This window comes from Opitutus sp. GAS368 (assembly GCF_900104925.1).
GTDB lineage: Bacteria > Verrucomicrobiota > Verrucomicrobiia > Opitutales > Opitutaceae > Lacunisphaera.
Genome location: NZ_LT629735.1, coordinates 4,012,771 through 4,030,930 on the forward strand (window position 1 = coordinate 4,012,771; position 18,160 = coordinate 4,030,930).

An 18,160-nucleotide genomic window follows, 5' to 3' on the forward strand; every position below is an offset into this window, starting at 1 on the left:
CTTACTTCTTGGGCGCGTCCTTCTTCTCGGCCGGTTTGGCTTTCTCGCCGGTGCAGCAGCAATCTTTGTCCTGGCCACAGACCTTGTCGTCCTTGTCCTTGGCGCAATCGCATGACTTTTCGGTGGGCTTATCCTTGGACTTGTCATCCGCGGCACGCACGGCCGGAAGGGTGAGAGCGCTGGCAAAGGCGAGAGCGAGAATAAAGCGGAGGGATTTCATGGCGTGTGTTTAGGGGAATTTAATAGCCCTCCTTCGCCAAGGCTGCGGAGGGCAATTTTCTTTCCGGGTCGGAAAGAAAATTGGTGCGGGCGGCGGGAATCGAACCCGCCTCTCATGCTTGGGAAGCACGCATAATACCGATATACTACGCCCGCAAGGAACCGAGGCGGCACTAAAAGCGGCCGGTGGCCGGGCTGCAAGTCATGAATACTGACCGGGGTTCAGCTTGGGTGGAACCCGGCCTCCGGACGGGTTTTTGCCAGTGTGAATCCTGAAAGCGCGTCCGGAGGCCGCGCTCCACCTTCGATCTCAGGTATAATCCCGCCGCGCCTCGAGTGCGCTCTTCAGCGTGACGGCGTCGGCATAAAGCACCCCGCCGCCGCTGGGCAGGCCGAAACCGATGCGGGTCACCTTCACCCCCGTCTTCGGCAGGCGTTCGGTCAGGTAATGGCACGTTGCCTCGCCCTCCACGTCATTCGACAGCGCCAGGATGACCTCCGTGATCTCGCCCGATTCGATGCGCTGCAGCAGAGCGGCAAGATTGAGATCCTCCGGCGCGACGCCGCGGATCGGGGAAAGCTTGCCGTGCAGGACGTGGTAGCGGCCACGGAAGGCGCCCGAACGCTCGATGGCGGCGAGGTCCGGCACGTATTCCACCACGCACACCTGGCCGGTGCGGCGGCGTTCGTCGGCGCACACCGCGCAGTGCTCCTGCTCCGCGAGGTTACCGCACACGGTGCAGCGGCGGACGTTCTGCGCGGCGGATTGCAGGGCCATGACCAGCTCGGGCAGCCGGCCCGGTTTCTCGACCAGCAGGTGGAGCGCGATGCGCTCGGCCGACCGATAGCCGATACCGGGCAGCTGCTTCAGCTGCTTCTGCAATGTTTCAAGGGCGGGGGTCATGAAAGGGATTTCCCGTGGATTACGCGGATAAAGGCACGGATAAAACCAAATCCTTCAGTCGATCCGCGTTCATCGGCGTCATCCGCGGTGTGCTGCGGTTTGATGCCTCAGAACATGCCGGGCATCTGGAACGCCGCGGAAATCTTCTGCATCTCCGCCTCGTTGCGTTCCTTGGCCTTGGCGGCGGCTTCCTGGGTGGCCTGCAGCAGCGTCTCTTCGATGAGTTTCACGTCCTCCTTCAGGAATTCGGGGTCCAGTTTGATGGCCAGAAATTTTCCCGCGCCGTTGATCCTGACCTGCACGGCACCGCCGCCGCTGGACACGTCGATCACCTGCGTCTCGAGCGTCGACTGCAACGTCTCGATCTGCTTCTGCATTTTCTGCGCCTGTTTGAGGAGTTTGCCTACGCCGGCCATGATTGGATTGGGTTGGGTTTTGGAACCACTAATGGACACTAACCGTGACTAATCACGCATAATTTCCGGAAATTCTTTTTAACCACGGATTACACGGATAATCACGGATTGAAAACAGCCCAATCATTTCACAGGAGGCCGCGGAGGTAACAGAGACTCACTTTTCTTACCTTTCCCTGCGTGCTCCTGTGAAAACCCTGCCTTGGTCCTTATCCGTGTTCATCCGTGTAATCCGCGGTCTCTGCGGCTAGGGCAATTAGTGAGAGCTTAGTGTGGATTAGTGGTGCCAAGGATTGATTCAAAGCCCGCGCGGTAGTCCGGATAATGCGGCCGCCAGCCGAGCACCTGCCGGATGCGGGCATTGCTGATGGTCCGGTCGGGCATCGGCGCCCCGCCCCGCCGGGTCGTGGTCGAGCCGTCGAAGCCCGGCGCTGGGCGCCCCAAGTGCTGCGCCAGCCAGGCTACCACCTCCGTCCGTGCTGCGGGCGCGTTGTCGGCGACATTGAAAATGCCACTGCCGATTGCAGCCGGCGCGGTGAGGCAGGCCAGAATAGCGGAGACAATGTCGTCGCGGTGGGCCAGGTTCAGCCGGTGGTTGCCGGAACCCCCGAGAACCGGCAGGCCCGCGCGCAGTTGGTCCAGCAGGTGATGCCGCTCCGGACCGTAGATGCCGGCCAGGCGGAGGATGAAGTGCCGGTGCACGGCTGCGGCGCGCGCCTGTTGCAGGAGAACTTCGGATTCCCGGATGATGGCTCCGTTGGGCGTGGCCCCGTCCGCGGTGGCGGACTCATCGAGCACCGCACCTGCGCCCTGCGGGTAAACCGCCGTGCTGCTGGTGTAGACCAGGGTGCCGACCGGTGCCGGGCCCCGGGCCGCCCAGGTCAGCACGGACTGCATGCCGCCAACATAGGATTGGCGATAGGTTTCGGGTCCGCCTGAGCTGACACAATTGACGACCAGGTCGGCGCCGCCCGCGATCTGTCCGTGCCAATCCGCCGAGGACAGGTCCGCCACCGCGACTTTTGCCAGGCCGGCGGCACGCAAGGCCGCGGCCTTCTCCGGGTTGCGCGTCAGGGCCTCGACCTGCGCGCCAGCCGCGAGCGCGGCGCGGGCCAAAGCCGAGCCGACGTAGCCGCAGCCGAAGATGACGAGGCGTTTGCCGTTGAGAGGAGCCATGCTTTGAAACCACTAATGGACACTAATGCCCCACTAATCTCAACCCAGCAGCAGAGACCACGGATTACACGGATAGCACGGATAAAAATCCATCCATGTTCATCCGTGCAATGGTCAAATGCCTTGGTGGCTCCCTCCAAAATTAGTGTCCCATTAGTGTGGATTGGTGGTTAAACACTCCGTCCATGCCCACCGTGCTTGTGCTGTTGGCCGATGGCTTCGAGGAAATCGAGGCGCTGGCGCCCGTCGATCTGCTGCGGCGCGCAGGGATCGAAGTCACGGTCGCCTCGCTCAACGAGAACCGCCACGCCACCGGCCGCAGCGGCATCACCACCCATGCGGATGCGGCCCTGTCCGCGGTGCTGGAGCAGGCCTTCGATCTTGTATTTTTGCCCGGTGGCGCCGGGGTCAAAAACCTTCGCGCCGACGGGCGCGTGGTGGAAACAATCCGCCGGCAACACGCGGCCGGCCGCTGGCTGGCGGCGATCTGTGCCGCGCCCACGGTGTTGCACGATGCCGGGTTGCTGGCCGGCCGGCGTTACACGGCGCATTTCTCCGTGGCCAACGAGTTGTCCGCCATCCTCGCCGGCGAGCGCATTGTCACCGACGGCAGGATCACCACTTCCCGGGGCGCCGGCACCGCGGTGGAATTCGGCCTGCATCTGGTTGCGTTGCTGACCACCGCGGACAAAGCGGCGGAAATTAGCAAAGCTATTTGCTTCTAAGGCTTTGCGTAAAATCGGCATTGCCACGCCGGAGGCTCTGCCGTTGCATGAGGGCGGCCGCTTTCCGGCCGATGATTTGCGAGTGAATAGAGCTGAATGCCGACTCGCCGCCTCCCGTGAACGGAAGCGACGCGGCGAAGCTGTCCCTGGTGTGTTTTCCTTATGTGCGGCATAGCCGGAATGGTCTCACCCAAGCGTGATCGCGCGGACCGCGAGGCCGCGGTGGACCGCATGGTGCAGCGGCAGCAGCACCGCGGACCGGATGACCGCGGCGTGCACTCGGACGGCCCCGCCACCCTTGGCATGTGCCGGCTGGCGATCATTGACCCGGCCAACGGTCACCAGCCGATGATCAGTCCCGACGGGCGCTTCACCCTCGTCTTCAACGGCGCCATCTACAACTACCGCGCGCTCCAGACCGACCTCGCGTCCGGCGGCTGGAATTTCCGCACCAACTGCGACACCGAGGTGCTGCTCGCGGCCTATGCCCGGCACGGCGCCGGCTGCCTGCGGCGGCTGCGCGGCATGTTCGCCTTCGCCGTCTGGGACGCGCACGAGCAAACCCTCTTTGCCGCCCGCGACCCGCTGGGCATCAAGCCGCTCTATTTTGCCCGGCTGCCCGACGAGGGCGTCGTGCTGGCCTCGGAACTGAACGCCCTCCTCGCCAGCGGCGCGGTGCCGCGCGAGATTGACCCCACATCCGTCGGCGAATACCTCGCATGGTTCAGCGTGCCGGCGCCGCGCACGCTTTACCGGGGCATCGCCAATCTGCCGCCGGGACACAGCCTCACGGTGGATGCCGCGGGTCGGGTGCAGACCAGCCAGTGGTGGCAGCTGCCCGCGCCGACGCAGCCGGGCCGCATCGCCACCAACTACCACGACTTCGTCAGCGGCCTGCGCTACCAGCTGGAGGATTCCATCCGGGCCCACCGCGTGGCGGACGTTCCCGTGGGCGCCTTCCTATCGGGCGGCATGGACTCGACCGCCGTCGTCGGCCTGATGGCCCGCAGCGGCGCGACGAAGCTGAAGACCTTCTCACTGGTCTTCGGCGAGGCCGGTTTCTCCGAGCAGGCCAGCGCGCGGCTCGCCGCGACGGCGTTCGGCACGGAACACCACGAGGAACTCATCACCGGCGCCCGGGTCGCCGCGGACCTGCCGCACCTGCTCGCCAGTTTCGACCAGCCGACCGGTGACGGCATCAACACCTATTACGCCAGCCAGACCGCCCGCCGCGGGGGCGTGACGGTGGCACTGTCCGGTCTGGGCGGCGACGAGTTGTTCGGCGGCTACCCGTCGTTCCGCGACCTGCCGCGCCTGCAGCGGCTGCTCCCGTTCTGGCGGCGGTTGCCGGGCGGGCTGCGCCGCACCGTGGTGGCGCAGTTGCGCGAGCGCCCCGGCGCCCGCGCCCGCAAGCTGGCCGATTTCCTCGCCCACGCCCGCGACCTGCACGAGCTCGCCTCGCTCCAGCGCCGGGTGCTGCCGGAGACGGCCCGCCTCGCCCTGCTCGCGCCGGAGGCCCGGGCCCAGGCGGAACGGCTCGGGCCCAACCACCCGATGCTCGAGGACTTCGCCTTCGAGCTGATCGGCGCCGACCCCTTCCAGATTATCAGCGCCTGGGAGCTGCGTACCTACATGGCGGACGTGCTGCTGCGCGACAGCGACGTCTTCAGCATGGCGCACTCGCTGGAACTGCGCGTGCCCTTTGTCGACCGCCAGCTGCTCGAATGGCTGTGGCCCCAGCAATCTTACTTCAAATACGACCCGGCGCGGTCCAAGCGCGCGCTGGCCGACGCCACGGCCGACCTGGTGCCCGCGGCCATCCGCAACCGCCGCAAACAGGGGTTCACCCTGCCCTTCGCGCTCTGGATGCTGGCCGAGCTGCGGCCGTTCCTCGACGAGACCTTCTCCACCGCCTCGCTGGGTGCGTGCCCCTGGCTCCAGGCCGCGGAGGTCCAGCAGGTGTGGGCCAGTTACAAGACCGGCCGTGACCCCCGCGCGTGGTCGCGCGTCTGGACCCTCGCCGTGCTCATCGCCTTCGCCAACCGCCGCGCCCCATGAAGGCCCTCCTCCTCTCGCCCGAACTGTTCCTGAACGAAGGCGGCATCGCGCGCATCATGCGGCTCTACCTCAAGGCGCTGTGCGAGATCGCCGGGCCGGCGGGCCGGGTGGACTCGCTGGTGTTGAACGACCAACCCGGCCGCGACCCCCGTCTGCCGCGCTACAGCGGGCCGCAGTTCGGCGAGCCGGTCGGGTGCAGCCGGAGCAAACTGCGCTTCATTCGCGAGACCATCCGGCTCGGCCGGCGGGCCGACGTGCTCGTCTGCGGCCACCTGCACCAGCTCGCGATCGCCCGGCTCGCCAAACTCCTCAACCCCGGGCTCCGCTATTACCTCGTGGCCCACGGCATCGAGGTCTGGCGGCCTTACAGCCTGCTCGAACGCCGGGCCCTGCTGGGTGCCCACCGCATCCTCTGCATCAGCGAATACACGCGCCGCCAGATGCTGCGGTTTTTCCCGGGTCTGCCGGCGGAGCGCCTCGTCGTCGTGCCCAATACGCTCGATCCCTACTTCGCCCCGGCCCTCAACGACCGGTTGTCGAAGGCGCCCTTCGCCACGCCGCGCATCCTCACGGTCTCGCGGCTCGCGGCGACCGACACCTACAAGGGCGTGGACACCCTCATCGAGGCGATGCCGCTGGTGCGGCAGGAATTCCCCCTGGCGCGGCTGCGCGTGGTCGGCCAGGGCGACGACCTCCCGCGCCTGCAGGCGATCGTCCAGCGCTGCGGCGTCGGCTTCGCGGTCGACTTCACCGGCCCGCTCAGCGACGAGGCGCTCCGCACCGAATACGCCGGGTGCGACCTCTTCGCGCTGCCCAGCCGCAAGGAAGGCTTCGGCCTGGTCTTCCTCGAGGCCATGACCTACGGCAAGGCCTGTCTCGGCGCGCGCGCCGGCGGCACCCCCGAGGTCATCACCGACGCCACCGGTCAGCTGGTCGAATACGGGAACATCCCCGACCTGGCCGCGGCCGTGGCCGACCTGGTCCGCCACCCGCGCGATTCGGAGGTTGTGCGGCGGCACGCCGACTCCTTTGCTTTCCCCGCCTTCACGCGGCGCCTCGCCACCGCCCTTGCCTGACCTCATGGAGAAACCCGCCCCGCCCGAACTCGTCCTCGAAGCCGGCCGCGCCAGCCGCAATTACTGGCGGGATCTCTGGCGCTACCGGGATCTCCTGGCGTTCCTGACGTGGCGCGACCTCGTCGTGCGCTACAAGCAGACCGCCGTCGGCGTGGCCTGGGCGCTCCTGCAGCCGCTGCTGACGATGGCGGTCTTCGTCGTCTTTGGCGGCCTGCTCGGCGTGCCGACCGGCGGAGTGCCGCGGCCGGTGATGGTCTTTGCCGCCCTGCTGCCCTGGCAGTTTTTCTCCGCCGCGCTGAGCGCCTGCAGCGGCAGCCTCGTGAACAGCAGCAACCTGATCTCCAAGGTCTATTTCCCGCGCCTCATCGTCCCGCTCAGCGCGATCCTCGTGAGCCTGGTCGACTTCTTCGTCTCCGCCGTGTTTCTCGCCCTGCTCATGCTGTGGTATGGGTTGGTGCCGGACTGGCGGATCGTGGCGCTGCCGCTGTTCACGTTCCTCGCCTTCGCCTGCGCCCTGGGCGGCGGCCTGTGGCTGACCGCGCTGATGGTGCGCTACCGGGATTTCCGCATCGTGCTGCCGTTCGTCCTGCAATTCGGCACCTATGTGTCGCCGGTCGCCTTCAACAGCAGCCTCGTGCCGCAGAAATGGTTCCTGTTCTACAGCCTCAACCCGATGGTCTCCGTCATCGACGGTTTCCGCTGGTGCCTGCTCGGCGGCGGCCAGGCGCTGAACCCCGCGGGGCTGGCCCTGTCGGCGGCGTTCGCCGCGGTGCTGCTGTGGTCGGGTCTGGCCTATTTCCGGAAAACCGAACGCTCGTTCGCCGACGTCATCTGACCATGCCCGAACCGATCATCGCCGTCGAAAACCTGGGCAAGTGCTACGCCTTGCGCGCGCCCGCCGCGCGTTCCGGCCTGCTGCGCGACACCCTGGGCGGCGCGCTGCGGAACCCGCTGCGGATGCTGCGCGGCGCCGTGGCCGGCGCCGGCGCGGCGGAGGATTTCTGGGCCGTGCGCGACCTGTCGTTCACGGTCCAGCCCGGCGAGATTGTCGGCATCATCGGCCGCAACGGCGCCGGCAAGTCCACGCTCCTCAAGATGCTTTCGCGCATCACCGACCCCACCGCCGGCCGCATCCGGCTGCGCGGCCGCGTGGCCTCGCTGCTCGAGGTCGGCACGGGGTTCCACCCCGATCTCAGCGGCCGCGAGAACATCTTCCTCAATGGTGCCATCCTCGGCATGACGCGCGCCGAGATCCGGCGGCGCCTCGACGAGATCGTCGCGTTCGCCGAGGTCGAGCAGTTCCTCGACACCCCGGTCAAGCGCTACTCCAGCGGCATGTATGTGCGCCTGGCCTTTGCCGTCGCGGCCCACCTGGACCCGGAGATCCTCATCATCGACGAGGTGCTCGCGGTCGGCGACGCCGCCTTCCAGCGCAAGTGCCTGGCCAAGCTCCAGAGCGCCACGCGCGACGAGGGCCGCACCATCCTGTTCGTCAGCCACAACCTCGCCGCCGTCCGCCAGCTCTGCAGCCGCGCGCTGGTGCTGCAGGCCGGCCGGCTCGTGGCCGACGGCCCGCCGCCCGAGGCCATCGCCCAATACATGAGCCTCATGCCGCGCGACCGCGGCGCCGCGGGCTACCGCCACATCGCGGGCGACGGTCGCGCCCTCATCACCTCCCTCCGGCTCAACGTCCCCGGCGGCACCGAGCCGCTCTACGCGGTTTTCGAGCCGATCCGCCTCGAGATCGACTTCGCGGTGAAACCCGACGCGGGGCCGCTGGAATTTTTCCTCCTCATCTACGGCGAGGACGGCGAGTGCCTCGCCTCCAGCTTCCAACGGGACACGGTCGACTTCCACCAGCCGGCGAGCGGCACCGGGACGGTCAGCGTGGCCTTCAAGAACATGTTCCTGCCCGGCCGCTACCTCGTCTCCGCCGGCATCTTCGACCGCTCGCGGCAGTTCCTCGACTGGGTTGAGTTCGCCGAGGGCTTCCAGGTCGAATCCAGCTTCGCCGACGGCCGCGCCTTTGACAACCGCCTCGGCCGTGTCTCAATCCTGCCCGAGTGGTCCGTATGAGCGCCGCGCAACCCACGTTCCTCCCGCGCCTGATCGGCCGCCTCGACCGGTGGCTGAACGCGCAACGTCGCGCCGCTTTGCTGGGCCAGTTCGCCGAGTGCGGCGAGGGCGTCTCGATCCAGCTCCCTGTGGTGATCAACCACCCCGACCATCTGCGGGTCGGCGCACGCGTCTCGCTCAACGCCTTCGTGCACATCTGGGCGCTGGGCGGCGTCACCATCGGCGACGACACGCTCATTGCCAGCCATGTGGCCATCACATCGCTGACCCACGACCCGCAGGCGCGGCTTTTCTCCGCCTCGGCGCTGACGCGTCCGGTCGTCATCGGCCGCAACGTCTGGATCGGCGCGCACGCCGTCATCCTGCCCGGGGTCACGATTGGCGCCGGCGCGATCATCGGCGCCGGCGCCGTGGTGACAAAAAATGTCGCTCCCGGCGCCGTGGTGGTGGGGGTGCCCGCCCGGCCGCGTGCGTGATTCCCCGTTCGTCTCCTGATCTGTCCCACTCAGAAAGTGTCCGGTCCCGGGCCGCTCCGCGGCCCACCCCGCCCGTTCGCATGAATCTTCCCCGCCTCCTCGCCCAGCTGCCCGCCCCGCCGGCAGGGCGCTCCGGCTGGCCGTGGACGGTCGAAACCGCGCCGCCGGCGGACGCCGCGACGGTCGCCTGGCCGCGCATCACGATTGTCATGCCCAGTTACCAACAGGCGGCCTTTCTCGAGGAAGGCCTGCGCTCGGTGCTCCTGCAGAACTATCCCAACCTCGAGTTCATCGTGAACGATGGTGGCTCCAAAGACGGTTCCGCGGAAATCATCGCGCGCTACGCCCCGTTCCTCGCCCACTGGCAATCGGCTCGGGACGGGGGCCAGGGCCACGCGATCAACCAGGGTTTCGACCGCGCCACCGGCGAGCTCGTGGGCTGGCTCAACAGCGACGATTTCTACCTTCCCGGCGTGCTCTTCGCCACCGCCCGCGAATTCCTCCGCGGCGCGCCGGACATCGTCTACGGCGACGCCCTCAACCTCTTTGAGGAGGACGGGCGCGCGTTCCAATACTGGCAGGGCTACTGGATCAGCCGGGGCTTCCTCCAATTCGGCGGCCTGTTCTCCTCCCACGCGATCTTCTGGCGCCGGGCGGTCCACGAACGGCTGTGGGACGAGCTCAACTGCAACGTCGACGGCGAACTCTGGCAGCGCCTCGTGCCCGGCCGCCACCTGCGCTACCTGCCGCTGCCGCTCGGGGTCTGCCGCATCCACGGCGAGACGAAGAGCAACGCGGAACAGTGGCGCAAGAAGTGGCAGGAGGACGACGAGCGCATCTGGGCGCGCCACGGCCGACCGACCCGCAGCCGGATCTACCGCCGCTGGTTCAATTGGAGCCAGCGCCTGTTCAAGTGGTTCACCCGCCGCCGCAACCGGCCCGCCAAGCACGCCCTGCTCGCCGCCTGCCAGTGGCCCACGCCGCGCTGGCGCGGCACCCTGCCATGAGCCGTCCGACGCTCGCCCTCTGCATTCCCGCGTATAACGCCACCGGGTTTCTCGGCCGCCTGCTGGCCGGGGCGCGCGCACAGACGATACCGTTCGACGAGATCTGGGTCTATGACGACGCCAGCACGGACGGGACGGCGGCTCTCGCCGAGAAACTGGGCGCGCGCGTCGTGCGCGGGGAAAAGAACGCCGGCTGCTCCCACGGCAAGAACGCCGTCGCCGCCCGTTGCACCAGCACCTGGCTGCACTTCCACGACGCCGACGACGCGCTCGAGCCCAACTTCGTCGCGACCGCCCGCCGCTGGATGGAGCGCCCGGATGCGCCCGACGTGGTGCTTTTCAACTACCGCACGCTGGAGGACGGGACCGAGCGCCCGCTCGGCATCCGCGAGTTCGACGGCGCCGCCCTGCGCGCCGATGCCCTCGCCTACTGCCTCGCCGAGCAGATCAACCCGTTCTGCGGCCTCTACCGCCGCGAACCCTTCCTCGCCGCCGGGGGCTGGGACGAGGACTACCAGGTGCTGCAGAGCGAGGACCAGGCCGGCCACCTGCGCCTCGCGCTCGCCGGCCTGCGCTTCGACGCCGATCCGACCTACACCGTCATCAACTACATCCGGGCCGGCTCCATGACGACCAGCAATCTCGCCGGCGCCCAGCGTTCCACTTACCACGTGCTCGCGAAGGGCGCCGCTGCCGCACCGGCGCGTTATCTCCCGATCATCGCCCGCCGCCTGTGGATCACGGCCGGGTTCTCCGGCGCCTACAATGACTGGGAGAACGCCGACCGCGCCGCGGCGCTGGCACGGCGCATCGCCCCGGCCCTGCCGCCGGTGGGCGGCCCGCTCATGCGGTTCGGTGCCCGCCATTTCCCACGGCTGACTCTGCGGCTCCGCGAAAAGCTTATCCGCCTGTTCCGGCCCTCGGCCCGCGCCGAACCGGTTTATCAGCGCGCGCCCAAAATCCGCCCCGGGACATGAACGCCCCGCTGTCCACCGAACCACCCCAGCCGCTGCGCCCCTGGCTCCTGCGCGCCGCCGCCCTGTTGGGTCTGGCGCTCGGCGGCGCCGTGCTGGCGCATTTCTCGATGGCGACGCATCCGCGCTTCCTGCACCTGCCCTGGTCGGTCGACAGCCAGAATGCCATCCTCGAGCGGCGGGTTTTTGTCTTCGAGGGCGTCCCGGTCGAGTTTCCCTCCTGGCGGAACCGCGTGCTGGTGCCACTGGCCATGCGGGCCATCACCGCTGTCACGCCCGCGTCGTCCAGCCAGGCCTACCTGCTCGTCCGCTGGGCGTCGGCGTGTGCGGCGCTCGCCGCCTTCACCTGGCTGGTGCGCACCGCGACCCGGGCGGGCTGGTGGCTGAGCGGCGGAGCCGCCCTCGTGTTCGCGCTCAGCCTGTTCCCCACCTTCCTGCATCTCTATGAGGTGCCCTCCGATTTCCTCGACGCGGCGTTTTTCAGCCTGCTCCTCGGCTGCCTGCTGCAAAGGCGCCGGCTGGTTTTCGCCGGCTGCCTGCTGCTGGCGCTGCTCAACCGGGAATCCGCCATTTTCGCGCTCATCGCCTGGTGGGCCGTGCACGCGTGGCCCTTCGCCCGGAGGAATTTCCTGCGCGAATCGGCCTTCTGCCTCACCCTCGGCGTCGCCGGCACGGCGCTGGTGATGGGCGTGCGCCAGGCCAACGCCATGGTCGCTGCCCCGGGATCCAGCGGACTGCAGCCTTTCGAGCCGGCGATGCTGTTCGGCATGCACTGGAACATGGTCGTGGAGTTTCTCCGGCACCCGAACTACGCGAATCCGTTGTTCTTCCTCGGCGCCTATCTGGCCTTCGTCGGGCTGGTCGCCGCGGCCAGCTGGTCCCGGCTGCCGGCCGAGTTGCGCCGGCTCGGATGGACCGCCCTGGCGCTGTATGTGGTCTCGGTGCTCTACGGTAACATCGACGAGTTGCGCATCAACATCCCGGCGCTCGTGGTCAGCACGCTGCTGCTCGCGTGGCTGGCTTTTCGCGACACCCGGCCGGAACCCGGGCCCGCGCCATGAACCCGCTCATTACCGTCGTCATTCCCTGCTACAATGCGGCGCCCTGGATGGCCGGCACCATCGCCTCCGTGCGGGCCCAGACGTGGCGGCGCTACGAGATCATCCTGGTCAATGACGGCTCGAAGGACGGCTCCGGCGAAATCGCCGACCGGCTGGCCGGCCCGGACCTACAGGTGGTGCACCAGGCCAATGCGGGCCAATGCGCGGCGTTCAACCGCGGGCTGGCCCTCGCCCAGGGGGATTACATCGAATACCTCGACGCCGACGACCTGCTCGCAGCGGACAAGCTGCAGATCCAGATCGAGCGCCTGCAGCAGCTGCCGCCCGGTTGGATCGCCTCCGGCGCCTGGGGCCGTTTCGCGGAGAATCCCGCGGAGACGAAGTTCGAACCCGAGGCCGTGTGGCGCGACCTGTCGCCGGTGGAATGGCTGGTCACTTCCTGGCAGGGCGGCGGCATGATGCACGGGGCCGCCTGGTTGGTGCCGCGGTCGGTGGCGCAGGCCGCCGGCCTGTGGGACGAACGGCTTTCGCTCATCAACGACTTTGATTATTTCTCCCGCGTCCTTCTGGCCAGCCAGGGAATTGCGTTCTGTGCCCGGGCCCGCACCTACTACCGCTCCGGCCTGGCCGGCAGCCTGAGCGCCAGCACCAGCCGGCGGGCCTGGGACTCGGCCTTTCTCTCCACCGAGCTCGGCACGAAGTCGCTCCTCGCCCGCGAGGACAGCCCGCGCACGCGTGCCGCCGCGGCCATCAACTGGCAGCGGCTGATCTACTCGGCCTATCCCTTCGTGCCCGATCTGGTCCGGAAGGGCGAAGCGGAAGTTCGCCGCCTCGGTGGCTGCGAACTCGAGATCGGCGGCGGGCCCGTCTTCCAGGTCCTGCGCCGTGTCCTCGGCTGGAAACCCGCCCGCCGCGCCCAGGTGTTCGGCCGCCGCCTCTTCAAACGCTGATTCCATGATCGCCGTCGTCTCCTCCTGCGTCGCACCGAGTGTGCTCCCGAGCCATGACGGCGCGCGCACCACGCTCACCCCCGAGGTCCGGCTCCAGCACACGCGCGGCACGGTCGACTCCCTGCTCGCCCTCGGCGTGAAGCAGATCTTCGTCACGGACAACTCCGCCGGTTCGTGGCTGGTCGACCGCGCCGCCGAACTTGCGCCCGCCCGCATCATCCCCTTCACGCAACCACCCATCCGCAACAAGGGTATCGGCGAGATGTGGTTGCTGCTCGGCGTCCTCCAACACTTGCCCGAAAACGAGCCGGTCCTGAAGATCTCCGGCCGCTACCGGGTCGGCCCGGCCACGGAACTGAAACTGCGCGAGGGCGACGACGTCGTCGGCAAGCTCTACGTCCACGGCCGCGTGCGCAGCCTTTCCACGCGTTGCTACCTGATGCGCGACCGGGCGGTCGCGGCGCGGTTATGGGAACGGACGCTGGACGAAATCTACGCCGAGGCGGCCCGCATCCACGGCCCGCGCTCGTTGCTGCGCATCCTGCAGAGTTCGTTGCGGCCGGCCCGGGACCGGCTGCGTTATGGCGATCCGACTGCGGCCGTCGAGACGGCGATCTACCACGCCATCCGCCACCTGTCCCTGCGCCTGCGCGAGGTCGAGCACCTCGACGTCGAGGGCATCATGGGCAGCTGGATCAACGAGGTCGTGACGGAATAACGCCCCGCGCGATGCGCATCTTTCTCTCCAGCCAGCAGGCCCTCCGCCGGCACGCCGTGCCGGCCTACGCCTTTTGGGAATACTATTTCCGGAACGGCCTGCTCGAAGCCGGTCACGAGATCGTCGAGGCCCCCGGCGTCGACTGGGCTGAAGGCCTGACGACCATGGCGCCCGTGGCACGGCAGCGCTGGCTGGCCGACACCTGGGGACGCACCGTGGATTTCATCCGGGCGGAACATGCCCGCCGGCCCATCGGGATGTTTCTCGGCTACCTTTTCCCCAACCAGGTGGAACCGTCCGCCGTAGATGCCATCCGCGTCCTGGGCATCCCGTGCGTGAATTTTTTCTGCGACAACGTCCGCGAGTTCACGCGCGTGCCCGCCAGCTTCCGGCCCTTCGACCTGCACTGGGTGCCGGAAGCCGGGGCGCGGGCCATGTATGCGGACGCCGGGCTGCCGCTCATCTATGCCCCGATGGCGCTGTGGATTCCGCCGGCCTACCGCACTCCGCCGGAGCGCGAGGAATCCGACATCATCTTCCTCGGTTCGCACGACCTGCTCCGCGAGGACCTGCTCGGCGACGCCGTTGAACGCGGCCTGCCGCTGCGCCTGCACGGCGCCGGCTGGCGCGATGGTGGCACCACGTCCGCCCCGCCCCGCGGCTCCCCGTGGCGGACGCTCCAGAACCAGTTCGCCTTTCTCCGGGACCACGGCCTGCGCGGCCTTGCGATGCGCGCCACCTACCAGCACCACCGTCCGCGAAATCCCGCCTGGATCGACCGCTGCTGGCAGCCGGCCCTCTTGGGGGACGACTATTTCCGCGGCACCCGCGAGAGCGCCGTGGTCATCGGCATCAACCGCTACCCAAGCTTCCGGCATTCGTTTTCCCATCCCGGCCGCTATTCCCGCCTGCGCGACATCGAGGCGCCGATGCTGGGCGCCTGCTATCTGGTGGAAAAAGCGCCGGGCCTGGAGGATCTCTATGAGCCGGGTCGGGAGATCGAGACCTACGACAACGCCGCCGAACTCGTCGAGAAGGCCGGCCGGCTCGCCCGCGATCCCGGATTGCGGGCTGGGCTGCGCCGCCTCGGCCAGCGGCGCGCGCTGTCCGATCACACTTTGGCCCGCACCCTCACCCGCATCGGCGAACGTCTCGGTCTTCCCGCATGACCGCGGCCCGTCCTCTCAATGCCGAGCTGGAAGGAGTGCGCGGGCTGGCCTGCCTGATGGTCGCCTGCAGCCACGTCTTTTATGTCACCCATCTCGACCCGACGGTGACGCTGCCGGGCTGGCTGCACCACCTCGAGGCCGGACAGACCGGTGTGCTCGTCTTCTTTGTGCTTTCGGGTTACCTGATCAGCTGGACCAATCCCGGCGACTGCACGGCGGAGAATCGCCGCGCCTACCTGTGGCGTCGCTTCGTCCGATTGGGCCCCATCTACTACGCCGCCCTGGCCCTGACATTTGCGGTGCTTTTCTGGCGCCGGGACCCGGCGCCTCCTTCCATGGTAATCGCGCTGCTGGCCGGCGCGCATAATTTCAACGACTACTTCGGCCTGCATGTGCCTCCGCCGATGGTCAACGGTCCGCTGTGGAGCTTGAACTACGAAATCCTGTATTACGGCCTGTTCATCCTCCTGTGGCGTTTCTCACCGCGCCTGGGCTGGGTTTTTCTCCCGGCGGCGGTGGCCACGGTGCTCGGCTGGTTCACGCCGCAATGGATGCCGCTGTTCCTCGCCAGCTATGCCTGCGGCTGGCTGTATTGGGCCGCCGGCTGGTGGCTCGCCCGCCTGCCGGAATTGCCGGCGACCGCGCCGGCCCCGGCCGCGGTCACCTGGCTGCTGCTGGTCTTTGCCGGCCACCAGATCGGCGGGATGGTGCGTGTCCTCAATGCCCTCGGCTTGCACAGTCAGGATGCCGGCATGGTGACATTGGGCCAGCTGGGGGGGCTGCCGGCGATCCTGCTGCTGCTCGCGGCGGTCACCCGGCGCCGGTTGCCCGGTGCGGTCTGGCTCGCCGCGCTGGCCTGGATATCCTGTGTGGTACCGCTGGCCGGCATGTTGTGGACGGGCCGGCTGTGGAGCGAGCCCGGTTGGATCAATGGCGGGATCGCGGTCCTCCTCGCCGTCGCGGCGCTTCCCATCCGGAGCACGGGCTGGTTGAAATCCTTGGCCGGGCTGGGGCGCATTTCCTACGCCTTCTACGTGGTGCACTTTCCGATGCTCTTCCTCGTGCTCCTGCTGCCGTTGCCCGGCGGCACCCTGCCCGCCTATCTGGGGCGCGTGCTTGTCTGGGCCGTTACCTCCCTCGCGTTGGCCTGTTTCCTCGAGCTACGCCTCCAGCCCTGGGCCAAGGCCCGCCTGTCCCCGCCCCGTTCTGCCCTGACGTGAGCCGCCTCTGCCTCTACTATGTTCCCGAGCCCGAGCGCGATCGCTGGGTGCCCGGCGACCGCTTCGTGCGTCCCGTCGTGCGGCGGCTGGTCCGCGGCCAACCGCGGCCAGGCGGCCTGGCCAAGGTCTTCCTCAACCTCCGGCTGGGGCTCGACCGCCTCGGCGTGCGCCACGAGGTTAATCTTCCCTTTCGCAAGCTCCGCGGGGACGACCGTGTCGCCATCCTCGGCCTCGGCCGCCACTGCCTCGACGGCTACGCCCAGCCCAACCCCATCGTCGCCGGCATCGGGCTCATGACGCATCCCTCGGAATGGCCCACCCTCTGCACCGACTATCCCGTCGTGCGCTACCTGCAGCACAGCGCCTGGTGCGACGCCGTCTACCGGCCCTTCTTCGGCGACCGCTGCGCGATCTGGCCGGTCGGGATCGACACCGACCGCTGGCAACCGGGACCGGCCGGCGCCAAGACGACCGATTTCCTGATCTACGACAAGATCCACTGGGACCGGGAACGACGTGAAACCGAATTGCTGGCGCCGCTGCGCGCGGAACTCGCGCGGCGGGGCTGCACCCATGAGACGCTGCGCTACGGCTTCTACCAGCCCGGCGCCTATCGCGAATCGCTCCAGCGTTGCCGGGCGATGCTCTTCCTCTCCGCCCACGAAAGCCAGGGGATCGCGGCCGAGGAGGCCATGGCCGCCGGCGTCCCCTTGCTCGCGTGGGACCCCGGGTTTCTGGAGGATCCCGAGCGCTTCCGGTGGGGCCAGGCCGAGATCCCCGCGACCTCGGTGCCGTATTTCGATGCGCGCTGCGGTCTCACGTTTCGCGACGCCCGGGAATTCGCCGCGCAACTGCCGGCGTTTCTTGCCACGCGCTTCTCGCCCCGCGACTACATCCTGGAAAACCTGACCCTGGAGAAGTGTTCACGCCATTTCGTCGGGATCGTCGATGCCGCGCAAGCCGCCCGCCCATGACGCCGCCCGTCACCCTCCAGATCAGCCTCGCCCCGTCGGACCACCGGCTGGCCGCTGAAATCCTGCCGCACCAGATCCGCACGTGGCGCGGGCAGGTGGCGGAAATCCTCCTGACCATCGACCTGCACCGCAGCCGCGGGCGGTTCGCCGACGGCTGGGCCGGGGGCCGCGACGCCATCCTCGCGCTGGCAAATTCCATCGCGGGCGCCCGGGTGGTCGCGGTCGACGACGGCCCGGAGGCCATGGCGGCGGTTTCGCGCGAGTTCTTCGGCGGCCGCCCGATCCCGCGCAAGGATCACCGCGGCGGGCCCTATTATTCCTATTTCTTCGCGTTGCATGCCGCGACTCACCCGCGGGTGCTGCATTGCGACGCCGACATGATGTTTGGCGGAGGTTCGCCGACCTGGGTCGCCGAGGCCTGCGCCCTGCTCGACGAAAACCCCGACGTGCTGCTCACGGCGCCGCTGCCGGGACCTCCGGCGCCGGACGGCCGCCTGCGCGAATTGCCCGGCCGGCGGCTCGCCCGCCCGGAGTTTGCCTACGAGTTTCCCGACGTCAGCACGCGGGTGTTCCTGCTGGACCGCAACCGGTGGCGCGACCGGCTCGGCGCACTGCGGCCCGGTTTGGCCGCGCCCCGCGGATTCATCCTGGCGCTCCTCGAGGGCAACCCCCCGCGGCAGCTGCCCGAGCGGCTGCTGGCGGCCGAGCTGGAGCGCCGCCACCTGCGCCGGATCGATTTTCTCGGCCAGGCCCCCGGCATGTGGTCGCTGCATCCCCCTTACCGTGGCGCGGACTTCTTTGCGAAACTGCCGGCACTGGTCCGCCGCGTCGAAGCCGGCGACATGCCACCGGAGCAGCTGGGCTTCCATGACGTCTGCGACCAGCTCGTCGACTGGTCCGAGGGCCGGCAGCGGCTCGCCGAGCGCCGCTGGTGGCGCCGTCTCCGGGAGAAAAAATAGCC

The 18,160-nt window shown here is 68.3% G+C and carries 19 protein-coding genes and 1 tRNA gene; 15 read left to right on the forward strand and 5 right to left on the reverse strand.

Annotated elements, in window-relative coordinates; genetic code table 11:
• Position 1: 1 nt before the first annotated feature.
• The 5 genes from BLU29_RS17120 to BLU29_RS17140 all read right to left on the reverse strand — a co-directional run bounded on the left by BLU29_RS17120 (position 2) and on the right by BLU29_RS17140 (position 2,715).
• Positions 2–220, reverse strand: coding sequence for a hypothetical protein (locus tag BLU29_RS17120; RefSeq protein WP_091060510.1), 219 nt, complete (start codon positions 218–220; stop codon positions 2–4).
• Positions 221–301: 81 nt separating this feature from the next.
• Positions 302–375, reverse strand: a tRNA-Gly gene (locus BLU29_RS17125).
• A 154-nt stretch (positions 376–529) separates the two neighbouring features.
• Positions 530–1,123 (reverse strand): recombination mediator RecR, encoded by a 594-nt coding sequence (gene recR / locus BLU29_RS17130; protein ID WP_091060513.1) that lies wholly within the window; start codon positions 1,121–1,123, stop codon positions 530–532.
• Between the two features lie 107 nt (positions 1,124–1,230).
• The gene (locus BLU29_RS17135) at positions 1,231–1,539 is read right to left on the reverse strand and encodes a YbaB/EbfC family nucleoid-associated protein (RefSeq protein WP_091060516.1); all 309 of its coding nucleotides are present in this window, start codon (positions 1,537–1,539) and stop codon (positions 1,231–1,233) included.
• 267 nt (positions 1,540–1,806) lie between these two features.
• Entirely contained in the window at positions 1,807–2,715 is a 909-nt protein-coding gene (locus BLU29_RS17140; protein ID WP_091060519.1) for an NAD-dependent epimerase/dehydratase family protein, read from the reverse strand.
• A gap of 185 nt (positions 2,716–2,900) precedes the next feature.
• Here BLU29_RS17140 and BLU29_RS17145 point away from each other — a divergent pair, with 185 nt between their 5' ends.
• The 15 genes from BLU29_RS17145 (at position 2,901) to BLU29_RS17210 (ending at position 18,158) form a co-directional block, all read left to right on the forward strand.
• Positions 2,901–3,440, forward strand: coding sequence for a DJ-1 family glyoxalase III (locus BLU29_RS17145; protein WP_091060522.1), 540 nt, complete (start codon positions 2,901–2,903; stop codon positions 3,438–3,440).
• 162 nt (positions 3,441–3,602) lie between these two features.
• A complete protein-coding gene (gene asnB / locus BLU29_RS17150) occupies positions 3,603–5,498 on the forward strand; it encodes an asparagine synthase (glutamine-hydrolyzing) (protein WP_091060524.1) in 1,896 nt (631 codons plus the stop codon).
• A complete protein-coding gene (locus BLU29_RS17155) occupies positions 5,495–6,574 on the forward strand; it encodes a glycosyltransferase family 4 protein (protein WP_091060527.1) in 1,080 nt (359 codons plus the stop codon). Before asnB ends, BLU29_RS17155 begins: the two co-directional genes overlap by 4 nt.
• Before the next feature lie 4 nt (positions 6,575–6,578).
• Positions 6,579–7,409 (forward strand): ABC transporter permease, encoded by an 831-nt coding sequence (locus tag BLU29_RS17160; RefSeq protein WP_091060530.1) that lies wholly within the window; start codon positions 6,579–6,581, stop codon positions 7,407–7,409.
• A 2-nt stretch (positions 7,410–7,411) separates the two neighbouring features.
• Positions 7,412–8,650: an ABC transporter ATP-binding protein gene (locus BLU29_RS17165; protein WP_091060532.1), complete on the forward strand. Its 1,239-nt coding sequence runs from the start codon at positions 7,412–7,414 to the stop codon at positions 8,648–8,650.
• Positions 8,647–9,126, forward strand: a complete 480-nt coding sequence (locus tag BLU29_RS18770) for a DapH/DapD/GlmU-related protein (protein ID WP_091060535.1) — start codon at positions 8,647–8,649, stop codon at positions 9,124–9,126. The genes BLU29_RS17165 and BLU29_RS18770 overlap by 4 nt, the downstream gene beginning before the upstream one ends.
• 80 nt (positions 9,127–9,206) lie before the next feature.
• Complete coding sequence (locus BLU29_RS17175; RefSeq protein WP_091060538.1) at positions 9,207–10,133, forward strand: glycosyltransferase family 2 protein; 927 nt, start codon at positions 9,207–9,209, stop codon at positions 10,131–10,133.
• Positions 10,130–11,110: a glycosyltransferase family 2 protein gene (locus BLU29_RS17180; protein WP_157693965.1), complete on the forward strand. Its 981-nt coding sequence runs from the start codon at positions 10,130–10,132 to the stop codon at positions 11,108–11,110. Before BLU29_RS17175 ends, BLU29_RS17180 begins: the two co-directional genes overlap by 4 nt.
• Positions 11,107–12,168 carry a hypothetical protein gene (locus BLU29_RS17185; protein ID WP_091060543.1) on the forward strand — a complete coding sequence of 354 codons (1,062 nt, stop codon included), beginning with the start codon at positions 11,107–11,109 and terminating at the stop codon, positions 12,166–12,168. Before BLU29_RS17180 ends, BLU29_RS17185 begins: the two co-directional genes overlap by 4 nt.
• Positions 12,165–13,118 carry a glycosyltransferase family 2 protein gene (locus BLU29_RS17190; RefSeq protein WP_091060545.1) on the forward strand — a complete coding sequence of 318 codons (954 nt, stop codon included), beginning with the start codon at positions 12,165–12,167 and terminating at the stop codon, positions 13,116–13,118. The genes BLU29_RS17185 and BLU29_RS17190 overlap by 4 nt, the downstream gene beginning before the upstream one ends.
• A 4-nt stretch (positions 13,119–13,122) precedes the next feature.
• On the forward strand, positions 13,123–13,836 hold the full coding sequence (locus BLU29_RS18225; protein ID WP_157693966.1) for a hypothetical protein: 714 nt from the start codon (positions 13,123–13,125) through the stop codon (positions 13,834–13,836).
• Between the two features lie 11 nt (positions 13,837–13,847).
• A complete protein-coding gene (locus tag BLU29_RS17195) occupies positions 13,848–15,005 on the forward strand; it encodes a glycosyltransferase (protein ID WP_157693967.1) in 1,158 nt (385 codons plus the stop codon).
• Positions 15,002–16,225 (forward strand): acyltransferase, encoded by a 1,224-nt coding sequence (locus BLU29_RS17200; protein WP_091060550.1) that lies wholly within the window; start codon positions 15,002–15,004, stop codon positions 16,223–16,225. Before BLU29_RS17195 ends, BLU29_RS17200 begins: the two co-directional genes overlap by 4 nt.
• Complete coding sequence (locus tag BLU29_RS17205) at positions 16,222–17,199, forward strand: hypothetical protein (RefSeq protein WP_091060553.1); 978 nt, start codon at positions 16,222–16,224, stop codon at positions 17,197–17,199. Before BLU29_RS17200 ends, BLU29_RS17205 begins: the two co-directional genes overlap by 4 nt.
• Positions 17,196–18,158: a glycosyltransferase family 2 protein gene (locus tag BLU29_RS17210; RefSeq protein WP_091060555.1), complete on the forward strand. Its 963-nt coding sequence runs from the start codon at positions 17,196–17,198 to the stop codon at positions 18,156–18,158. The genes BLU29_RS17205 and BLU29_RS17210 overlap by 4 nt, the downstream gene beginning before the upstream one ends.
• Positions 18,159–18,160: the final 2 nt, after the last annotated feature.